Annotated in this window: 16 protein-coding genes and 1 pseudogene; 7 read left to right on the top strand and 10 right to left on the bottom strand. The window is 50.6% G+C overall.

From position 1 onward, the window contains the following. Positions 1-2: 2 nt before the first annotated feature. The 7 genes from trpS to IXC47_RS00055 all read right to left on the bottom strand — a co-directional run bounded on the left by trpS (position 3) and on the right by IXC47_RS00055 (position 6,428). The gene (gene trpS, locus IXC47_RS00085) at positions 3-1,016 is read right to left on the bottom strand and encodes a tryptophan--tRNA ligase (protein ID WP_195874342.1); all 1,014 of its coding nucleotides are present in this window, start codon (positions 1,014-1,016) and stop codon (positions 3-5) included. Between the two features lie 99 nt (positions 1,017-1,115). Then, positions 1,116-1,430, bottom strand: coding sequence for a pyrimidine/purine nucleoside phosphorylase (gene ppnP, locus IXC47_RS00080; protein WP_012078710.1), 315 nt, complete (start codon positions 1,428-1,430; stop codon positions 1,116-1,118). A 33-nt stretch (positions 1,431-1,463) separates the two neighbouring features. Further along, positions 1,464-2,804 carry an argininosuccinate synthase gene (gene argG, locus IXC47_RS00075; protein ID WP_175625311.1) on the bottom strand — a complete coding sequence of 447 codons (1,341 nt, stop codon included), beginning with the start codon at positions 2,802-2,804 and terminating at the stop codon, positions 1,464-1,466. Between the two features lie 73 nt (positions 2,805-2,877). Then, positions 2,878-3,792 carry an ornithine carbamoyltransferase gene (gene argF / locus IXC47_RS00070; protein ID WP_175625312.1) on the bottom strand — a complete coding sequence of 305 codons (915 nt, stop codon included), beginning with the start codon at positions 3,790-3,792 and terminating at the stop codon, positions 2,878-2,880. Between the two features lie 109 nt (positions 3,793-3,901). Beyond that, complete coding sequence (gene rsgA, locus IXC47_RS00065; protein WP_195874341.1) at positions 3,902-4,795, bottom strand: ribosome small subunit-dependent GTPase A; 894 nt, start codon at positions 4,793-4,795, stop codon at positions 3,902-3,904. After that, positions 4,795-5,157 carry a 4a-hydroxytetrahydrobiopterin dehydratase gene (locus IXC47_RS00060; protein WP_195874340.1) on the bottom strand — a complete coding sequence of 121 codons (363 nt, stop codon included), beginning with the start codon at positions 5,155-5,157 and terminating at the stop codon, positions 4,795-4,797. Before IXC47_RS00060 ends, rsgA begins: the two co-directional genes overlap by 1 nt. A gap of 11 nt (positions 5,158-5,168) precedes the next feature. Continuing rightward, entirely contained in the window at positions 5,169-6,428 is a 1,260-nt protein-coding gene (locus IXC47_RS00055; protein ID WP_175625314.1) for a M48 family metallopeptidase, read from the bottom strand. A 50-nt stretch (positions 6,429-6,478) separates the two neighbouring features. On the opposite strand from IXC47_RS00055, the gene orn reads away from it, so the two are divergent. Beyond that, entirely contained in the window at positions 6,479-7,066 is a 588-nt protein-coding gene (gene orn, locus IXC47_RS00050; RefSeq protein ID WP_175625315.1) for an oligoribonuclease, read from the top strand. A 68-nt stretch (positions 7,067-7,134) separates the two neighbouring features. On the opposite strand, the gene IXC47_RS00045 is transcribed toward orn, so the two are convergent. Next, positions 7,135-7,830, bottom strand: coding sequence for a UPF0149 family protein (locus tag IXC47_RS00045; RefSeq protein ID WP_195874339.1), 696 nt, complete (start codon positions 7,828-7,830; stop codon positions 7,135-7,137). Between the two features lie 133 nt (positions 7,831-7,963). On the opposite strand from IXC47_RS00045, the pseudogene IXC47_RS00040 reads away from it, so the two are divergent. From IXC47_RS00040 to IXC47_RS00020, 5 genes and pseudogenes are all read left to right on the top strand, one after another. Beyond that, positions 7,964-8,584, top strand: a pseudogene (locus IXC47_RS00040) (serine/threonine protein kinase); the annotation flags it as partial. A 193-nt stretch (positions 8,585-8,777) separates the two neighbouring features. After that, positions 8,778-10,280 carry a gamma-mobile-trio recombinase GmtY gene (gmtY, locus tag IXC47_RS00035; protein WP_195874338.1) on the top strand — a complete coding sequence of 501 codons (1,503 nt, stop codon included), beginning with the start codon at positions 8,778-8,780 and terminating at the stop codon, positions 10,278-10,280. 5 nt (positions 10,281-10,285) lie between these two features. Beyond that, the gene (gene gmtZ / locus IXC47_RS00030; protein WP_195874337.1) at positions 10,286-12,865 is read left to right on the top strand and encodes a gamma-mobile-trio integrase GmtZ; all 2,580 of its coding nucleotides are present in this window, start codon (positions 10,286-10,288) and stop codon (positions 12,863-12,865) included. Then, positions 12,865-13,530, top strand: a complete 666-nt coding sequence (gene gmtX, locus IXC47_RS00025) for a gamma-mobile-trio protein GmtX (RefSeq protein ID WP_195874336.1) — start codon at positions 12,865-12,867, stop codon at positions 13,528-13,530. Before gmtZ ends, gmtX begins: the two co-directional genes overlap by 1 nt. 185 nt (positions 13,531-13,715) lie before the next feature. Continuing rightward, positions 13,716-14,480: a hypothetical protein gene (locus tag IXC47_RS00020; RefSeq protein ID WP_195874335.1), complete on the top strand. Its 765-nt coding sequence runs from the start codon at positions 13,716-13,718 to the stop codon at positions 14,478-14,480. 60 nt (positions 14,481-14,540) lie between these two features. Here the strand turns inward: IXC47_RS00020 and IXC47_RS00015 are convergent, their stop codons facing one another. Both IXC47_RS00015 and IXC47_RS00010 read right to left on the bottom strand, forming a co-directional pair. Further along, positions 14,541-14,735, bottom strand: a complete 195-nt coding sequence (locus IXC47_RS00015; protein ID WP_195874334.1) for a hypothetical protein — start codon at positions 14,733-14,735, stop codon at positions 14,541-14,543. A 231-nt stretch (positions 14,736-14,966) separates the two neighbouring features. Beyond that, the gene (locus tag IXC47_RS00010) at positions 14,967-16,202 is read right to left on the bottom strand and encodes a hypothetical protein (RefSeq protein ID WP_195874333.1); all 1,236 of its coding nucleotides are present in this window, start codon (positions 16,200-16,202) and stop codon (positions 14,967-14,969) included. A gap of 198 nt (positions 16,203-16,400) precedes the next feature. Here IXC47_RS00010 and IXC47_RS00005 point away from each other — a divergent pair, with 198 nt between their 5' ends. Beyond that, positions 16,401-17,054, top strand: a complete 654-nt coding sequence (locus IXC47_RS00005; RefSeq protein ID WP_195874332.1) for a hypothetical protein — start codon at positions 16,401-16,403, stop codon at positions 17,052-17,054. Positions 17,055-17,138 lie beyond the last annotated feature (84 nt).

Raw genomic sequence — 17,138 nt, 5'->3', positions numbered from 1 at the left:
CCTTAGTCAAAGTAGTTCAGCCCCATCGAAGCATTGACTTCAGACAGTGTTTTGGCTGCGACTGCACGTGCACGCTCGGTACCGCGTTTGAGCATGGCGAGTACTTCGCCTTTGTCTTGTGCATATGCTTCACGACGCGTGCGTATCGGCTCTATCATCGCTTGCAGCTGCGCTTCCAGGCGACGCTTGACCACGCTGTCACCCAGACCGCCGCGGCGATAATGTGCTTTCAATTCTTCCACTGCCGCCTTGTCATCATCAAAGGCATCGAGGAAGGAAAACACCACATTGCCATCGACCTGGCCCGGATCTTCCACTTTCAGGTGATTCGGGTCGGTGTACATCGCATTCACTGCTTTTTTGATCTCTGCGGCGGTTGCGCCCAGCGCAATGGAGTTGCCGAGTGATTTGCTCATCTTGGCCTTGCCATCGATGCCAGGCAGGCGGCTGGTGGCCGACAGCAGTTCCTTGCACTCAACCAGGATATCTTTGCCGACCACGCTGTTGAACTTGCGCACCAGCTCATTGGTTTGCTCAATCATAGGCAGCTGGTCGTTACCGACTGGTACCAGCGTCGCCTTGAACGCTGTAATGTCAGCGGCCTGGCTGACCGGGTAGGTCAGGAAGCCGGCAGGGATATCGCGTTCGAAATTACGCAGGCGGATTTCTTCCTTGATGGTCGGATTGCGCTCCAGGCGCGATACCGTCACCAGATTCAACAGCACCATCGACAGTTCATACAGTTCAGGGATCTGCGACTGGATGAAGATGGTGGATTTCTCCGGATCGATGCCGACCGCCAGATAGTCGAGCGCAACTTCGAGTACGTTTTCGGTCACGCGTTGATGACGGCCGACGTTATCGGTCATCGCTTGCGTATCCGCCAGCAGGATGAATTGCTTGTGGGTGTCCTGCAGCTCCAGGCGCGACTTCAATGAGCCGATGTAGTGGCCGAGGTGCAGGGGACCAGTTGGGCGGTCGCCGGTCAGGACGATCGCAGGGGCGTTCGAAGACATGTTTACTCCGTGATATGCAGCTATGCGTCCTGCAAGAAAAACACAAAGACCGGTAGCTTTGTCCGGTCTTTGTCAGTTGTTTGCGTCAGACGGAATTTTTTAGACGAAGTGGCAAACGTAGTCCAGGGTATCGATGGTTTCGATATCGAAGCTGGAGTTGGCCGGTACATTGAATTGCTGACCACCTTCGTAGGTTTCCCAGTCAGTTGCACCAGCCAGGCGGATGCGGCATTTGCCTGCATTCAATTCCATGATTTCTGCTGCGCCAGTGTTGAACTTCAGCGTCGATGGGAAAATCACGCCTATGGTTTTCTTGGTGCCATCAGCAAACAGGACGCTGTGCGATACGCATTTGCCGTCGAAGTAGATGTTGGCTTTCTTGATGACGCTGACTTGATCGAATTGTGTGCTCATGAGTTGTGCTCTGATAGGGAGATAAATTAAAAATTATTTGTCGCTGTCTTTGGCGATGCGCGGCAGGGATACCGAGGTGTTACCGGTCAGCAGGCCGACATCGTTGTAGATGCCGAGTTTTTGACGGGTGTCAGTGATGTCCAGGTTGCGCATGGTCAGTTGACCGATACGGTCAGCAGGCGAGAACGGCGCGTCTTCGACTTTTTCCATGGACAGGCGTTCCGGCGCATAGGTCAGGTTGGCCGATACGGTGTTGAGGATCGAGTAATCGTTACCGCGACGCAGTTCGATGGTGACTTCACCGGTCACTGCACGTGCCACCCAGCGCTGTGCTGCTTCACGCAACATGATGGCTTGCGGATCGAACCAGCGGCCTTGATACAACAGGCGACCGAGACGACGACCGCTTTCGCGGTATTGCTCGATGGTGTCTTCGTTGTGGATGCCGGTAACCAGGCGTTCGTAAGCAATGAACAGCAAAGCCAGGCCCGGAGCTTCGTAGATGCCGCGGCTCTTCGCTTCGATGATGCGGTTTTCGATCTGGTCGCTCATGCCGAGGCCGTGACGACCGCCGATGCGATTGGCTTCCAGCATCAATTCCACCATATTGGTGTAAGTCACGCCGTTCAAAGCAACCGGACGACCTTCTTCGAAGCGCACGGTGACTTCTTCACGTTTGACTTCGACGTCGTCACGCCAGAACGCGACACCCATGATAGGTTCAACGATCTTCATGCCGCTGCTCAGTTCTTCCAGGTCTTTCGCTTCGTGCGTAGCGCCGAGGATGTTGGAGTCAGTCGAGTAGGCTTTTTCTACCGACATTTTGTAGTCGAAGCCGGACTTGATCAGGAATTCCGACATTTCCTTGCGGCCGCCCAGTTCCTGGATGAAGGTGTCATCCAGCCATGGTTTGTAAATGCGCAGCGCCGGATTCATCAACAGGCCGTAGCGGTAGAAACGTTCGATGTCATTACCCTTGAAGGTGCTGCCATCGCCCCAGATGTCGACGTTGTCTTCTTTCATCGCAGCGACCAGCATGGTGCCGGTGACAGCGCGACCCAGCGGGGTGGTGTTGAAGTAAGTCACACCTGCGGTCGAGATATGGAAAGCGCCGCTTTGCAGGGCTGCAATGCCTTCGGCTACCAGTTGTTCACGGCAGTCAATCAGGCGCGCCAGTTCGGCACCGTAAGCTTTTGCTTTTTGCGGAATCGCGTTGTAGTCGGTTTCATCAGGCTGACCCAGGTTAGCCGTGTACGCATATGGAATCGCGCCTTTTTGACGCATCCAGTGCAAGGCTGCGCTGGTATCCAGGCCGCCGGAAAAGGCGATGCCTACTTTTTGATTGACGGGAACGGATTGGAGGATATTCGACATGGTGTGTGCTTCGCGTACTTGGTGTAGTTAGGTCAGTGGTGACTGAGCGGGGAAATGGTTAGGTGGTATCTGATTAATCTAGCCGACCGAGGACGAGGTATTCGAGCAAGGCCTTTTGTACATGCAGGCGATTCTCTGCTTCGTCCCAGACCACGGATTGCGGTCCGTCTATGACTTCGGCGGCAACTTCTTCGCCGCGATGTGCCGGCAGGCAGTGCATGAACAATGCATCCGGCTGCGCGCGTTTCATCTTGGCGGCATCGACGATCCAGCCGTCGAAGGCTTTCAGGCGTGCTGCGTTTTCTTCTTCAAAGCCCATGCTGGTCCAGACGTCGGTCGTGACCAGGTGCGCCCCGGCACAGGCGTCCGATGGTGAGGCATGCAGCGTGTAATGCGTGTTGTCCATCGCGACTAGCGACTGGTCGATTTCGTAGCCTTTAGGCGTCGAGACATTGACGTGGAAGTCGAATACCTGCGCTGCCTGCAGCCAGGAGTAGAGCATGTTGTTGGCATCGCCGACCCAGGCCACGGTCTTGCCCTTGATCGAGCCGCGTTGTTCTATATAGGTAAAGACATCGGCCAGTACCTGGCAGGGATGATGTTCATTGGTCAGGCCGTTGATCACCGGTACGCGCGAATTCGCAGCGAAACGCTCGATGATTTCCTGGCCGAAAGTACGGATCATGATGATGTCGCACATGCGGGACATCACTTGTGCTGCATCTTCTACCGGTTCACCGCGACCAAGCTGGCTGTCGCGGGTGTTGAGGTAGATCGCTGCGCCGCCGAGCTGGTGCATGCCGGCTTCAAAGGACAGGCGGGTGCGGGTGGAATTCTTTTCGAACACCATCACCAGCGTACGGTCGCTGAGCGGATGGTAGGGCTCGTAGTTCTTGAATTTGCGCTTGATAACACGGGTACGTTCTATGACGTGCTCGAATTCATCCAGCGTTAAATCGGAAAACTGCAGAAAGTGTTTGATTGCCATAATTGAAAACGGCGGCTAGGTTGGCGCCTGCCGCCGATTGTTGTAACTGCTTCAATTATAAGGGATTTCGATCTAAAAGCCAGCTTTAAGGCCGGGTACTACCCTTCCTCTAGTACAGCTTTTGTGATGATTCATGCAATAACTGCAGGTAGAGCGCATGGCGCATAGGGGCTATCGCACCATCGGCAACCGCAGTGCGGATCGCACATTCCGGCTCATTTGTATGATGGCAGTTATAAAACTTGCAGTGTCCCAGGTAGGACGCGAATTCAGGGAAAGCGCGTTCCAGCATGCCTTCGGTCAAATGATAAAGACCGAATTCCTGGAAACCTGGTGAATCGATGATCGCTGTTTCGTCATCAATTGTGTACAAACGGGTAAAGGTCGTCGTGTGCTTGCCGGTATCGAGCGCGGCCGAAATCTCACGCACGGCAATGTCGGCATCCGGCACGATCAGGTTGATGATGGACGACTTGCCCATGCCGGACTGGCCGATCAGGATGGTTGAATTACCTGTCAATAATGGCAATAGCGTAGCGCAGGTCGCTTCCGGCTGTGTGGTGGCCGATACTTCATGCACCGGATAGCCAAGGCTGGCATAGAAGGCGACGCGCTGCCGGGTTTTCTCCAGCGAGGCGACCACGTCTATCTTATTCAGGATGATGTGTACCTTGACGCCTGCTGCTTCGGCTGCGACCAGCGAACGCGATACCAGGTCATCGGAAAAGCCCGGCTCGGTTGCCACCACGATGAAGAGTTGCGACACATTCGCGGCCAGCAGCTTGGATTTGTACTGGTCGGACCGGTACAGCAGGGTGTCGCGTTCGGTGATTTCTTCGATCACGCCCTGGTTGGCCGAGGTCAGTTTCAGTTTGACGACGTCGCCGACGGCGACATCACTCTTTTTGCCACGCGTCACACATTGCAGTTTCGCGCTATCGGTTTGCACTAGATAGTGACGGCCATGTGCGGCTATGACGATACCGGTAATGAGTGTAGTCATCAGGATGCAGTCCGTGCTACTGACTGCGCGTAAATCGCGTCCAGCTTGGCAGCGCAAATGAAATCGTTGAGTGACAGGCCACCTTGCCCGTTATTGACTGAGTGGGTGTCGTATTTCACTACGCATTGCTTATAGGTGATCACCAGTTCCGGATGATGGTCTTCCGTGTGTATGGTGTAGGCGATGGCATTCACAAAGGCTAGCGTCCGGTAGTAATTCTGGAAGGTATAGACCCGTACGATTTTGCCGTCTTGCAGCTGCCAGTCAGGCAGCGCCTGCAAATAAGTCGCGACTTCCGCTGCCGACAATGCCGACGTTTGTGGTCGGCATGTTTGCAGGCGTAAGTCGGCGGCGCTGCTCATGGTGTCCAGGCTCAACCTGCCGCCAGCAGTTTGTTGATACGTACCGTAGCAGGCGGGTGCGAATCGTAGAACGCCGAATGCAGCGGATCAGGCGTCAGGGTCGACGCATTGTCTTCATACAGTTTGACCAGTGCCGATACCAGGTCTTGCGAATTGGTATGTTGCGCGGCGAATGCATCGGCTTCGAATTCATGTTTGCGCGAGCTGAGCGAAGTCAGTGGCGAGAACAGGAAGGAGAAGACCGGCAAGACCAGTGCAAACAGGATCAGTGCCATCGCATCATTGCTGGCGCCCATCATCGGTTCAACGCCGAGGCCGGTGTAGAACCAGGTCTGGTTTTTCAGGTAACCGAGCACGGCGAGGAAGGCGAGCGAAGCGGCAAACATGACGACGATGCGCTTGACGATGTGCTTGAGTTTGAAGTGGCCGAGTTCATGGGCCAGTACCGCTTCGATTTCATGCGGTGCCAGGCGTTCCAGCAGGGTGTCGAAGAAAACGATGCGTTTCGCCGCACCGAAGCCGGAGAAGTAGGCGTTGCCGTGTGCGCTGCGACGCGAGCCATCCATCACGAACAGGCCGCTGGCCTTGAAGCCGACACGCTGCATCAGGTTTTCGATACGGGTGCGCAGGTTTTCATCTTCCAGTGGCTGGAATTTATTGAACAGTGGTGCGATGAAGAGCGGTACCAGGACCAGCATCAGCATTTGGAACGAGCACCACAGTATCCATGCATACAGCCACCACAGGTCGCCGGATTTTTCCATCAGGATGATGGTGACCCAGACCAGGCCGAGACCGAGTGAGAGGGAGATGACAGTGCTTTTCGCCAGATCGGTGAAGAACAGGCGCGGCGACATACGGTTGAAACCGAAGCGCGCTTCCAGCACGAATTGACGGAAGTAATCAAACGGCAGCTCAATCAGGCCGGAGATCAGGGCGAAGGCCAGTACCAGCGCCAATTGATAGCGATAGCCGGGGCCGAAGACAAACAGCGCGCTTTCCGACAACCATTGCAAACCGCCCATCAGCGTAAAGCCGATCAGGGTGGCGGCGTTCAGGATCACGATGAACAGGGCAAATTTGGTTTTCGCGACCGAGTAATCAGCCGCTTTCTGGTGTGCTTCCAGCGGTATTTTCCCGACGAATTGTGGCGGCACGGCAGCACGATGCGCCTGGATGTGGCGAATGTGGCGCGAGGCCAGCCAGAAACGTACCAGCAGGCTGATAAGCAGAAAAGTGACAAACAAAACGGTAAACGCGAGCGATGACATTCTTTTCCTGTGAGAAAATGGCGGATTGAGCAGGCTAAAGGAAAACAATTATGTCACAAGCTACTGAATTAGAGTCGTCATCTGCCACCCCATTGCGCCCGAATGAGTTCAACCTGATCTGGGTCGATATGGAAATGACCGGACTCGATCCAGACAATGACCGCATTATCGAAGTTGCCGTGGTGGTAACTGATTCCAACCTGAATATCCTGGGCGAAGGCCCGGTATTTGCCATCCATCAATCGGATGAGGTGCTGGACGGCATGGATGCCTGGAATAAGGGTACGCACGGCCGCTCCGGTCTGATCGACCGCATCAAGGCATCCACCGTGACCGAAGCCGATGCCGAAACCGCCCTGATCGAATTCCTCAAGAAATACGTCCCTAGCGGCAAATCGCCTATGTGCGGCAACACTATTTGCCAGGACCGCCGCTTCATGGCGCGTGGCATGCCTAAGCTGGAAGCCTTCTTCCACTATCGCAACCTCGACGTCTCGACCCTGAAAGAACTGTGCCGTCGCTGGAAACCTGAACTGGTCAACGGCTTCAAGAAACACCAAAAGCACACCGCGCTGGCCGACATCCTCGAATCGATCGAAGAGCTGCGCTACTACCGCGAGCATTTCATCAAGGAATAATGCAGGCCATGCCTGACGTAAAAAAGCCGGCGAGTGCCGGCTTTTTTGTTGGTCGCTTACTTATTTAATTACTCTGCGCTAGCCGCGCCGCAGCATTTTTTATACTTTTTGCCGCTGCCGCACGAGCAATCGTCGTTGCGGCCGATTTTCGGTTCTTCACGCTGCACGGTTTTGACCGCAGATTTGCGATGTGGCAACCAGAACTTGTGGATTTCCGGAATCGCGGATTCGATTTCTATGGTCAGCTTGTGGCATTTGACCGGATTATCGACCAGCACCATTTCTTCTTCTTCGATTTCTTCTGCACCCAGCAAATAGATAGGGCGCATCAGCGGTGCGATGTTCGAGCTATTGATAGGCTCCCATGCTTCGGCACGCAGACTCATGCCGAGGTTGAAACCCCAGGCCCAGGCTTCACCGTCCAGTACCGGCTTGCCTTCCCATTCGTGTTCGCAGAACAGTGGTTCGTATTCTTTGGGTGCGACTTCCAGCGTAATCGCAATTTCATTCATGAAACGTGCGATCAGGCCGACGATGCGGTCGTATTCCTTGTCGTTCTTGAACTTCGGTACCGCTTCGGCGTTTTCGCCCCAGACATGTGGCAACCATTCGATCAGTGGCACTTCTTCCGGACCGACCACCAGTGCGGTCAGGTAGCCGTGCAGCGAATCCATCGCCATGCAGTCATCTGCAGTGCGGTCGGAAAGCAGGAATTTGTCGAGTTCGTCGAATTCCTTGTCGGATAGGGGCTGGTCGAGATGCATGGCGGGATTTTCTTCAATGATGATCAGGGCGACAGTGTACCAGCACCCCTTAGCCTAAGCGATGGCCGGGCGGCAATGAAATCTATTGATATTGAGTAAGGGTCTATGGGGTGCGGCACCGTACAATAGGCAAATGAATGATTCCACCCCTTTGTCTTTTTCCACGTTGACACCTGATTGCGTGCTCGACGCGCTGGAAAGCGTCGGCCTGTATAGCGATGGCCGCTTGCTGGCCCTGAACAGCTATGAAAACCGCGTCTACCAGGTCGGCATGGAAGATGGTCCGCCGCTGGTGGCCAAGTTTTATCGTCCGGCACGCTGGACCGACGCTGCCATCCTGGAAGAGCACGCTTTCGTCCATGAGCTGGTGGAAAGCGAAATCCCGGTGGTACCGGCCACCGCGCTGGCAGACGGCAAGACCCTGCATGCGTTTGCCGGTTATCGCTTTGCCGTCTTCGCCCGTCATGGCGGACGCGCACCCGAGCTGGATGATCCGGCGACGCTGGAATGGCTGGGGCGTTTCATAGGCCGCATCCATGCGGTGGGCGCCTTAAAGAACTTCGAGCATCGTCCGGCGCTGAATATCCAGACTTTTGGCAGTGAGCCACGCGATTACCTGCTGGCCAATAATTTCATCCCGCCTGACTTGCTCGACGCCTATCGCAGCGTAGTGACGCAAGCGCTGGATGGCGTGCAACGTTGCTATGACCGTGCTGGAGATGTGAGCACCTTGCGCCTGCACGGCGACTGCCATTGCGTTATATGATGATTTAAAAATACAATAGTTATTAACAGTTTTAGATATTTTTGCCCAATATTTGAGTATTTTTGCTCTAAATTGTAGGTCTCTGATATTGATATATGATTACATATGTTAACAACATACATAGTTTTGGTATGTAGTACTACAAAGGTTCAGTTCACCTAATTAGTCTCATTGAAAGCGCATGGAAAAGTTAATCGAGCTGGTTACCGTTCGCGCAAAGGTTTTATCAGACGCGACAGGTGCGATCTCTGAAATCCCTGTAATTCTCACTAGTGATGGTCCATTCCTGCCTCTTGTTGATTACATCCTATGGCGTCAACATGATCGTAGTCTGTCCTGGATGCGCAAAGTCGTGCATGACGTCGCACTACTGCTCAGATACATTAAAGCTAACGCGTGCCTTCCCGTAGATTCTGAAAGCCTATTTCACAGTTTTATCCAGCGTCTTTACTCTGGCACTGTCGGGCCTGACGGGAGTGACCCAAGTGGTCTGTACTGGAAGCCCGAGAATCATCGCGTTATCGGCAATATTCTTACTCGCCTGACGGATTTTTCTTGTTGGTTAGCCGATCGACAGGGCGGCAATGTACTCAACCCTTTACGCTCCGCCAGTACTTACGACGAAATGGTCGCTATTGCGGCCTCAATGGCTCGCAAGGATCGTGCGTTCCTCGGTCATATCAGACGCAGCATATCTCCTGCTCAAGCTGAGGCAAGTCGCAGCACTCTGGCACGACGATCTCCCAAAGTCAGCGTATCTGATGACGCGGTAGCATTTCCAGAGAAGCACTTTGAAGATCTATTGTTACGCGGCTTTCGCCTTGTTAGAGGTAGTGGTCATGACCCTCTACAAAGTCGTCTGAATATCAGAGACTGCCTAATCACGTTATTGATGCACGGTGCAGGTTTTCGTTTGTCTGAGTGCTTCCATTTATGGGTTAATGATGTGAAATCTAATCCACTTGACCCATCATCGGCTCAGGTACGGATCCACCATCCAAGCTTAGGAGAAGCGCCTGACGACTGGCTTGACGAGCGGGGTCGCCCAATTAAGTGCAATCGTGCAGCTTATCTTGCCGGTAAGTTTGCAATGAAACCTCGTAATGAATTAATGAATACGAGTTATGCAGGTTGGAAAGACCCAAATCTCGATGGTAATTACTATATGGAGGCATATTGGTTTCAACCCGAGTTGGGGAAACTGTTTTTGCTTTTATGGAAAACGTACCTGAACGAACTCATACATTTACCTCGTGTTCATCCATATGCATTCGTCGTTCATAAAAACGGCACGGCAGGCGACATGTACAGCATCGACAACTACAAGCAAGCTCATCAACGGGCTATAAGTCGCATTGGGTTAATTCCATCTAAGGCCTCGGGTACAACACCGCACGCACATCGCCATGCCTATGGGAGAAGACTCATGCGCAGTGGAGTGTCTCCACAAGTCAAGCAAAGAGCTCTGCATCACAAATCCATTGCATCTCAAGCAATCTATACCGCGCCAAGTGCAACAGACGTAAGTAACGCTCTCAATGCGGCCACACATACACTTGACCTCCTAGCGGCGGAGGGGCGTCATGTAGAGCCAGCATTCGATCTCAAAAAATTATTGGCGTATGGATTCGAAGACGTTGATCCTGACGGGCTTCTATCTGGCCCTAATCCAAAACTTAGGTAATTTCTATGCCAAGAAGAAAAAGAAGTATTCGTACGCCTGTTGCAGCCGATGTGAACTTTGAGTGGATGATCCGTGAACTCGGTCCTGAATTCTCTGAGTGGCAAAAACTGGCTGTCACTTGGTTGGCAACTCAACACTTGGGATTGCCTGATCGTATTAACGGTTTACGTCGATTTTTCAAAAACTATTTGCACGAATTAAGTCTTCCTCTCGCACCCTCCATCCTCATGCGACGGAACCAGCCACTCCCTGACTTCTACACGGTCGCTTTGCCGCAATCGCATGGTGGAATCAAATGGAATAATAAGGTTCGTATCTTTCTCGATTGGGTGCTAGAGAATCATTTCTCGGAGCCTGATGATGATGGACATCCTGTGGTCAGTCCTGCATTTTGGAATCCAGTTCCTTATCGTAGTCAAAAGGGAGCGATTCGTCCCAATGAGTCAGTACATTCGCCACTACCCTACCGATATATCGTTGAGTTGCGCGAGTGCCTTGCATCGGGAAAAACATTTCGTGAATGGGAGTGGGCACACACGGTGAAACATGGCCACCACGGAGTGCGTAACGATTGGTTTGAGGTGACTGAAGACAAGATTGATTACAAAGATCCTGATTGTGTTTGGCGAACTCGACGAACTAGCTATAAGCGCGGAAACAGGCAAATATTTGAATTGTGGAGCCCAGCTCGCTCAGTGGCTTTGCTTACCAAACTTATTATTCCCTTGCGCACGCACCAAGTTCGTATGCTGGACTCAGGAGAAGCTGACACTTTGCGTTACACCTCAAACGGCTGGCTTAATAATCGCGGGCTACATGCTGAGGGGACCAAGAAAAAACCGATTGAACGCGGGATATTTCGACAGCAGAGTGATCTCGATCTTGGGGAAATCCGTACATCGCTTTACATCAACACTAACAAGACTGCGGATGTAACCAAGCAAGGGGAAACAGGCTACGTGATTCCCTGGCAGCATACCGAACTTCTATATTGGCTAGAGAAGCTGCGCAATTGGCAGGAAAAATATAACCCTCTTCCACACGCAATTAGTTGGCATGATCTTGATCATCGACACTTGAAAGGCCCGCGATCTGACTATCAATTATCTCGCATGCCGAATACATGTTTTTTGTTTCGAGATGCGGCCGCTGAAGATGATGATCGCTATAAGCCTATTATTGACGAAACAATGTTCTCGTTATGGTACCGGCTCCTCAAAGAACTGGAATTACGTTGTGCAGCGCGCGGAGAAACAGCTGGAGAGGGGAGACCGTTAAAATTTGTGGTGGAAGACAAAACACGAACGACACTCTATCCATTGCATAGTCTGCGCGTGTCACTGCTGACCTGCCTTGCCGTCGATGCAGAAGTGCCCCTTGTTGTTCTTGCCAAATTGGTTGCTGGACATAGTCGCGTCATCATGACCCTTTATTACACGAAGATTGGGGTCGTGAAAATGACACGCATACTCGATGATGCGAGTAAAAAATTACAAGAAACTGCTGAGATAGGTCTCCGAGATTTCTTGCTCGAGGCAGAATACAGCGAACTAAGCAAAAAATTAGTAGCAAACAACATCGAAGGGATTAAGGCTGCATTGGCCATACGTCCAGAGGACCGAAATCCTGCTGGCTGGATGGGGCGGAGTTACGGAATGTGTTTAGTAGGCGGTAATACTTCGCCAGATGAATTCAACGGAAAAATCGGAGGTTGCCTAAACGGTGGCGAGCTTCTTCGAAGCAATACCAAAGATGCCTCCAACAACATTTATGCTCCTGTGCCTGGTGGCGCAGGTAACTGCGTACGTTGCCGCTGGTTTATTACCGAACCACACTATATCGATGCACTCCGAGCTCATTTTAATAACCTGAGTTACCACCTTGTTGAAGAAGCAAAGGTTGCCAAGAAGCATGAAGTTTCTATGGAGTCGCTAAAAGCTCAGCGTTATCAGGCCGAATTGGCTAAAACGCCATTTACGGGACAGGCAGATCTGGTAAGAGCCTCCACCCATTGGGAGTCAGCAATTACAAAAACGGACCAACTAGGACATGATCTAATCGCCACTTTTAGACTTATCAAGCGTTGCTTCAGTTTAATAGAGAAAGGCCCTCAGGAAGGAAAAGATAAACAACAACTCATTGCTGTCGGAGGCATGCAAGATTTGAAGTTGGTTTTTGAAAATACGCAATCGGAGCTACTACAACTATCCGGCATTTGTCAGGATGCTGAGTTGTATCCTGACGAAAATCCAGGCGAGGCAGTTTTCCGTCGATCGCAATTACTTGATAGTGCTCTTTACCGGGACGGCTACCAACCGGTGTTTGCACAATTATCACGTGACGAGCAGCTGCAATTGGGAAATCGTTTTATGGATCACTTGGCAGTGCTTGCACAGCCCGACGATGTCGGAAACGGATTGCGGCGCGTTGTAGGTATGATCGAGACCGGACAGAGTCTGGCTGCCTTAGGTCTAGAGGATGACTGGACCTCACGCTTCGAATTAGAGCTAGACCGGCCTCATGCGCGACTATATGACTTGGCAGCTAGGACGAAAGCTTTGCCGCATCCATCGGATATCTCTTGATGACAGCCATAGATCCCACCCAACTTTTCGACGCCCTTTGCGCTGAATCTAGACCACAAAAACAGCATAACCTGCAAATTATGCAAGAGGTGTGTGCCGAGCTCCATCGACTTGGTAGTAGGGACTTTTCTTTATCGACGGTAGGAATGATGTCGCAAGAGCGTGGAGGGTTATCTAAACGGGCTCTATACAATTCAACATCTCAAGACTTCAAGACCCTCATTCGATCTTGGGCAACCTTCGCTACCATTGGTACTCAGCGAACCAGCGAACGCAAATCACGAGATTCAATTCCGGATGATCGGAATCTGCTCCTGAATATAAGCGATCCGGCCATGCGAGCATTAGTGGGATACGTTATCGCCGATAGGGATCGCCTGCGTGGAGAAGTTAAGCTGCTTCGCTCTCAAGCCAGTGTTGTAATTGACCGTCGTGTTCTCCCTGGCCACATCAACATCACTGCTGAAGGTCAAGTAATTCAAGTTATGAGCAGCGTTGATCTGTCTGATACGGAAAGGCAGGCGCTTGATCTTGCAATTTCTAGAGAATTTCTCGAGCAAGAAGGATGGACCGAAGGGAAGAATGGCGAAATTTTGAATTCGCGTGGTCGAAAGATTTTTGACATCGGATTTGCTAATGCTATTCGAAAAGTTTTAATGTCATAACCATAATCGACATATCAGGATTTCAGTGTGGAGAATCGCTTAAACTGACGCATCGTTGTAGTGCCACCTCCGGGGGCAATTCTGGGCGATCGTCAACAGATTACGATCAAGAGGACGTTCCGTCGGCAAGTTGGCTCCGTGCCCCTTACCTCAAACGTTGGGTATCTCAATAGAATAGGCCGCATATGATTGGATCAAGAACCCGCTATTCGTTGGCACAGTTTCTCGAACTCCAACAAAAAGATTTCTGCGTGGCGTTGGTGAACAAACACGGCATGCGAATTTCTGAGATAAATCCGCAACAGGTCTCGGATCTTACCAATTGCTTGCTTTCTGCGAATGATAAAAACTTGCTTTCTCTTGTCAAAGAAGTTGCTCAAACAGGAGGAGACCTTCGTTCCCGTGTAAGCCCAAAATATTGTTACGACGAACGATTTTCGGACATGTGCCGTTGCTTGCAACTCGATGGGTATTTTATTGAAGGCAGAAACATTACGCAGACTGACCCATCAATCAGTGATTCTCCTTCACTCGACGACGACCTTCTTATTGAGTTGAATGCTTCCGGCTTGCCTGACGCCGAGGAGATCATATTAAAAATTAATTCGGCGTCTGAGCTATTTCGTACATCGCCGCCTAATTACAACGCCTGCCTCAACGACATTCGCGTCGCTCTAGAAACGTTGGCAAAGGCAATCGCTGTTGCCATGCAATCGAATAGTTCTCCGCACTACGACAATACCAAGTGGGGTTCTGTTATTGGATTTCTCAAGATTGTAGGATTTATCACCCCGGAAGAGGAAAAGGGTCTTGCCGGCGTATACGGTTTTGTTAGCCCGGGATCGCATCGACCAGTTGGTATCTCCGAGGAACAAATGGCTCGTCTTGGCCGCTCCCTAGCACTCAGCATGTGCTGGTTCCTGATCAAGAGCCATAAAGCAGCACAGTGAAACGACGCCCAACTCTTCAGTCAACCGGAACCACACATTGATTCGTATTAGTCAGTTCTCTTATGTAATCTCAGCAGCACCGAACTCTAGTCCAACCGGCACCACATTCCCCCACACTTCATTACCCAACTGAAGAGGGTCAAAATCCTGCAACGATGCCTCTAGCCGTTTCGTTTCATGAGGCATCTGCTGGTACCCTGCAGCTCGGCAGATGAAGCAGAAATAAAAATGTCTTTTCTTAACTCTATTTTTCATGTCGGTCCCGTTGTTACTGGCTCGTGGTTCTTAGCTGATGCAAACTTGCTTTAGTAGGAGGTCCGAGATCAAGATCAGGGCCAATCAATGGTTGAAAGAATTCGCGTACCGAAACTGATGAAGTGTGGATCAAGAAAGTTCGTGAACTCTGTGTCTATAAATACATTCATTTAACTTCTCATTGATCGAAATGAAGGTCGACTTTTTCCTCACCGGAAGCGACTACAGCAATCATTCATTAGTCTCTTGGAGGCGCCGGACATAGTTTTCGAAAAATGCATTGAAGCTGTATTGCTCGATAACATGGGCGCGGTAATCTACCGTGAAAATCACCGGTAACGACAATTTAGAGGATGGTAGATTGACACCCAAAATAACATTTTCAACTTGTGAACCATACAAGTGCGCAACTACTCCAATTTGCAAATGTCCATTCGGCATCGGCACTTCAGCAATCACAAACATATGGTGCCCTTCAGGGACCATAGCAAATACTGGAAGCATGTCTGCCCTCATTTGCTCAGGAACAATTGGAAGTTCCGGAGTCCCCGTAACGATCGTTTGCTTGATCTGATCGAATTGGCTGATACGCACGTAATCCGGTCCTGTTAAATAAGCCAAGAGATTAAGCCCAATCTTTGCGATCATTCTTGGAAAAATATCGATGCGAAAACTCGCGGTCACACTGACAAGTGGGTTTTCAATATTTTTCTCTTTAATAGAACCAAGATCAATCTGCTCAAAACATTTTCGAAAAAAAGTCAGCACCTTTTCGATGTCTCGATCTGCCCCAATTTTGATAACAAGTTGACCATTTCGTCTCTTAAATAAGCGTGCATAAGAAGGACCGTTCTTATCACTGACCACCTCCATTTCCGCTTGCCATAGATATTTTTTGGGAAGCTTCGTAACTACTTCTGCTGCGCCGGCAGTCACATACTGTTTGTTCGACCAAATGTAATTAGTGGCAAGCATATTTGAGCCCTCATCATCTGACATCTTCCGCACACAGGTCAACGAATCATCCATTATGGTTTGAGCATCCTGCACAAAAATTCTGAACGAATCGATGTCAATACTGCTTGAGTTATACGTCTGATCATCGCTTTGCACGATTTGAGGAAGAATGATTGGACGGCCGTACATGCCAAAATCAAATTCTTTAAAACGTCCATCGGCGTCCAATAGATGCTTTGAACTACCACCGAATTTTGGTGCGTTGGATTCACCGTTTCTTTTTCTTCCGGACGGCTGCATGAAAATACGCCCCAAAGCAACAGTAGAGTTGCGCAAAAAATCCGCCTCTAAAGGTGAGAATACTTTTGTATTGCAATCACCACAGACCATTTTTTTTAAAAGGAAACGCTTGTCGTCTCCACCAAGTCCAGCGGGGATGACATGTTCTATCGTAAATGGCCCAGCACCTGAACAATAAATGCACGTAGTAGGAGTGCTAGATTTACTCATCAATGAGCCTTTTCGAGTTTGAGTACTACCATTTACCAAGGTGCGAGCTGGTTATTAGTAATCATATTTTGGCATTGAACTCTTTTTGTGACGTTCTATATTGCGCGTTGAATTAAGAAAATCTCTATCAGCCTGAGCTATTCCCAGTCCGGACATATCCGCCTACAATCCAAGCACAATAAATAGGGGGAGGGGATTATGCGTTTCTTTAAGGGTGTGCTTTGGATATTCGGTTGCTTCGTAGCTTTGATAGGAGTGATTTTAGCGTTTAAATATTTTATGGCAGGAGTAGTTATTTTTATTTCTGGAGTTTGCATTACCCCCGCGTCACCCCTTATTAAGCTTTCTGCGAGATTGCAATCTCGTTATAAAGGCGGTCTTAACAAATTTTCTTTGAAGGTACTGCCTTTTCTTTTGCCATTGTCATTGTTTTTTGTTGGCATGCTTTTGATAGGCGTTTCTGAAGAAAGCACCACGAATCCAGATCATGCGATCGAATCTGCGCCAGCGTTTACCAAAGAAGAAAAAATGGCAGAAAAAGCAGCCGCAGTAAAGGCTAAAGAGGATGAACGCCAAGAGAAGGCTACCCGTGAGGCAAAAGAAGAACTTGAAAAAGTTGCTGCAAATGCGCGTCTTTACGCTATTAGCTTTGGACAAACTGCTGTGAAAGAATCGCTGCGTGACCCGGACTCAGTCCAGTGGAAATGGAAAGCTGTAAATCTAGATAATGGAGCGCTCTGCTACCTGTACCGAGCCAAAAACGGATTCGGCGGTTATACAGACGATGGAACTGTTATACACAACGGTAATGAAGCGCCCCGGTTTTCGTGGAGGCCGGTTGGTTTAAGTTAGACCTCGACGGCGACCTTTTCAGTCAGCTGCCGGTAATAGTTTTCTTCAGCCTCCGCCGGTGGAATATACCCGATGGGAGCCAGC

It is taken from the genome of Herminiimonas contaminans (genome assembly GCF_015645465.1).
GTDB classification, from domain to species: Bacteria; Pseudomonadota; Gammaproteobacteria; order Burkholderiales; family Burkholderiaceae_D; genus Oxalicibacterium; species Oxalicibacterium contaminans.
This window is presented reverse-complemented; position numbering and strand designations above follow the sequence as displayed.

Coding starts and splice junctions, on each gene's coding strand:
- trpS (WP_195874342.1), bottom strand. CDS start 1,016: ATGTCTTCGAACGCCCCTGCGATCGTCCTGACCGGCGACCGCCCAACT.
- ppnP (WP_012078710.1), bottom strand. CDS start 1,430: ATGAGCACACAATTCGATCAAGTCAGCGTCATCAAGAAAGCCAACATC.
- argG (WP_175625311.1), bottom strand. CDS start 2,804: ATGTCGAATATCCTCCAATCCGTTCCCGTCAATCAAAAAGTAGGCATC.
- argF (WP_175625312.1), bottom strand. CDS start 3,792: ATGGCAATCAAACACTTTCTGCAGTTTTCCGATTTAACGCTGGATGAA.
- rsgA (WP_195874341.1), bottom strand. CDS start 4,795: ATGACTACACTCATTACCGGTATCGTCATAGCCGCACATGGCCGTCAC.
- IXC47_RS00060 (WP_195874340.1), bottom strand. CDS start 5,157: ATGAGCAGCGCCGCCGACTTACGCCTGCAAACATGCCGACCACAAACG.
- IXC47_RS00055 (WP_175625314.1), bottom strand. CDS start 6,428: ATGTCATCGCTCGCGTTTACCGTTTTGTTTGTCACTTTTCTGCTTATC.
- orn (WP_175625315.1), top strand. CDS start 6,479: ATGTCACAAGCTACTGAATTAGAGTCGTCATCTGCCACCCCATTGCGC.
- IXC47_RS00045 (WP_195874339.1), bottom strand. CDS start 7,830: ATGCATCTCGACCAGCCCCTATCCGACAAGGAATTCGACGAACTCGAC.
- gmtY (WP_195874338.1), top strand. CDS start 8,778: ATGGAAAAGTTAATCGAGCTGGTTACCGTTCGCGCAAAGGTTTTATCA.
- gmtZ (WP_195874337.1), top strand. CDS start 10,286: ATGCCAAGAAGAAAAAGAAGTATTCGTACGCCTGTTGCAGCCGATGTG.
- gmtX (WP_195874336.1), top strand. CDS start 12,865: ATGACAGCCATAGATCCCACCCAACTTTTCGACGCCCTTTGCGCTGAA.
- IXC47_RS00020 (WP_195874335.1), top strand. CDS start 13,716: ATGATTGGATCAAGAACCCGCTATTCGTTGGCACAGTTTCTCGAACTC.
- IXC47_RS00015 (WP_195874334.1), bottom strand. CDS start 14,735: ATGAAAAATAGAGTTAAGAAAAGACATTTTTATTTCTGCTTCATCTGC.
- IXC47_RS00010 (WP_195874333.1), bottom strand. CDS start 16,202: ATGAGTAAATCTAGCACTCCTACTACGTGCATTTATTGTTCAGGTGCT.
- IXC47_RS00005 (WP_195874332.1), top strand. CDS start 16,401: ATGCGTTTCTTTAAGGGTGTGCTTTGGATATTCGGTTGCTTCGTAGCT.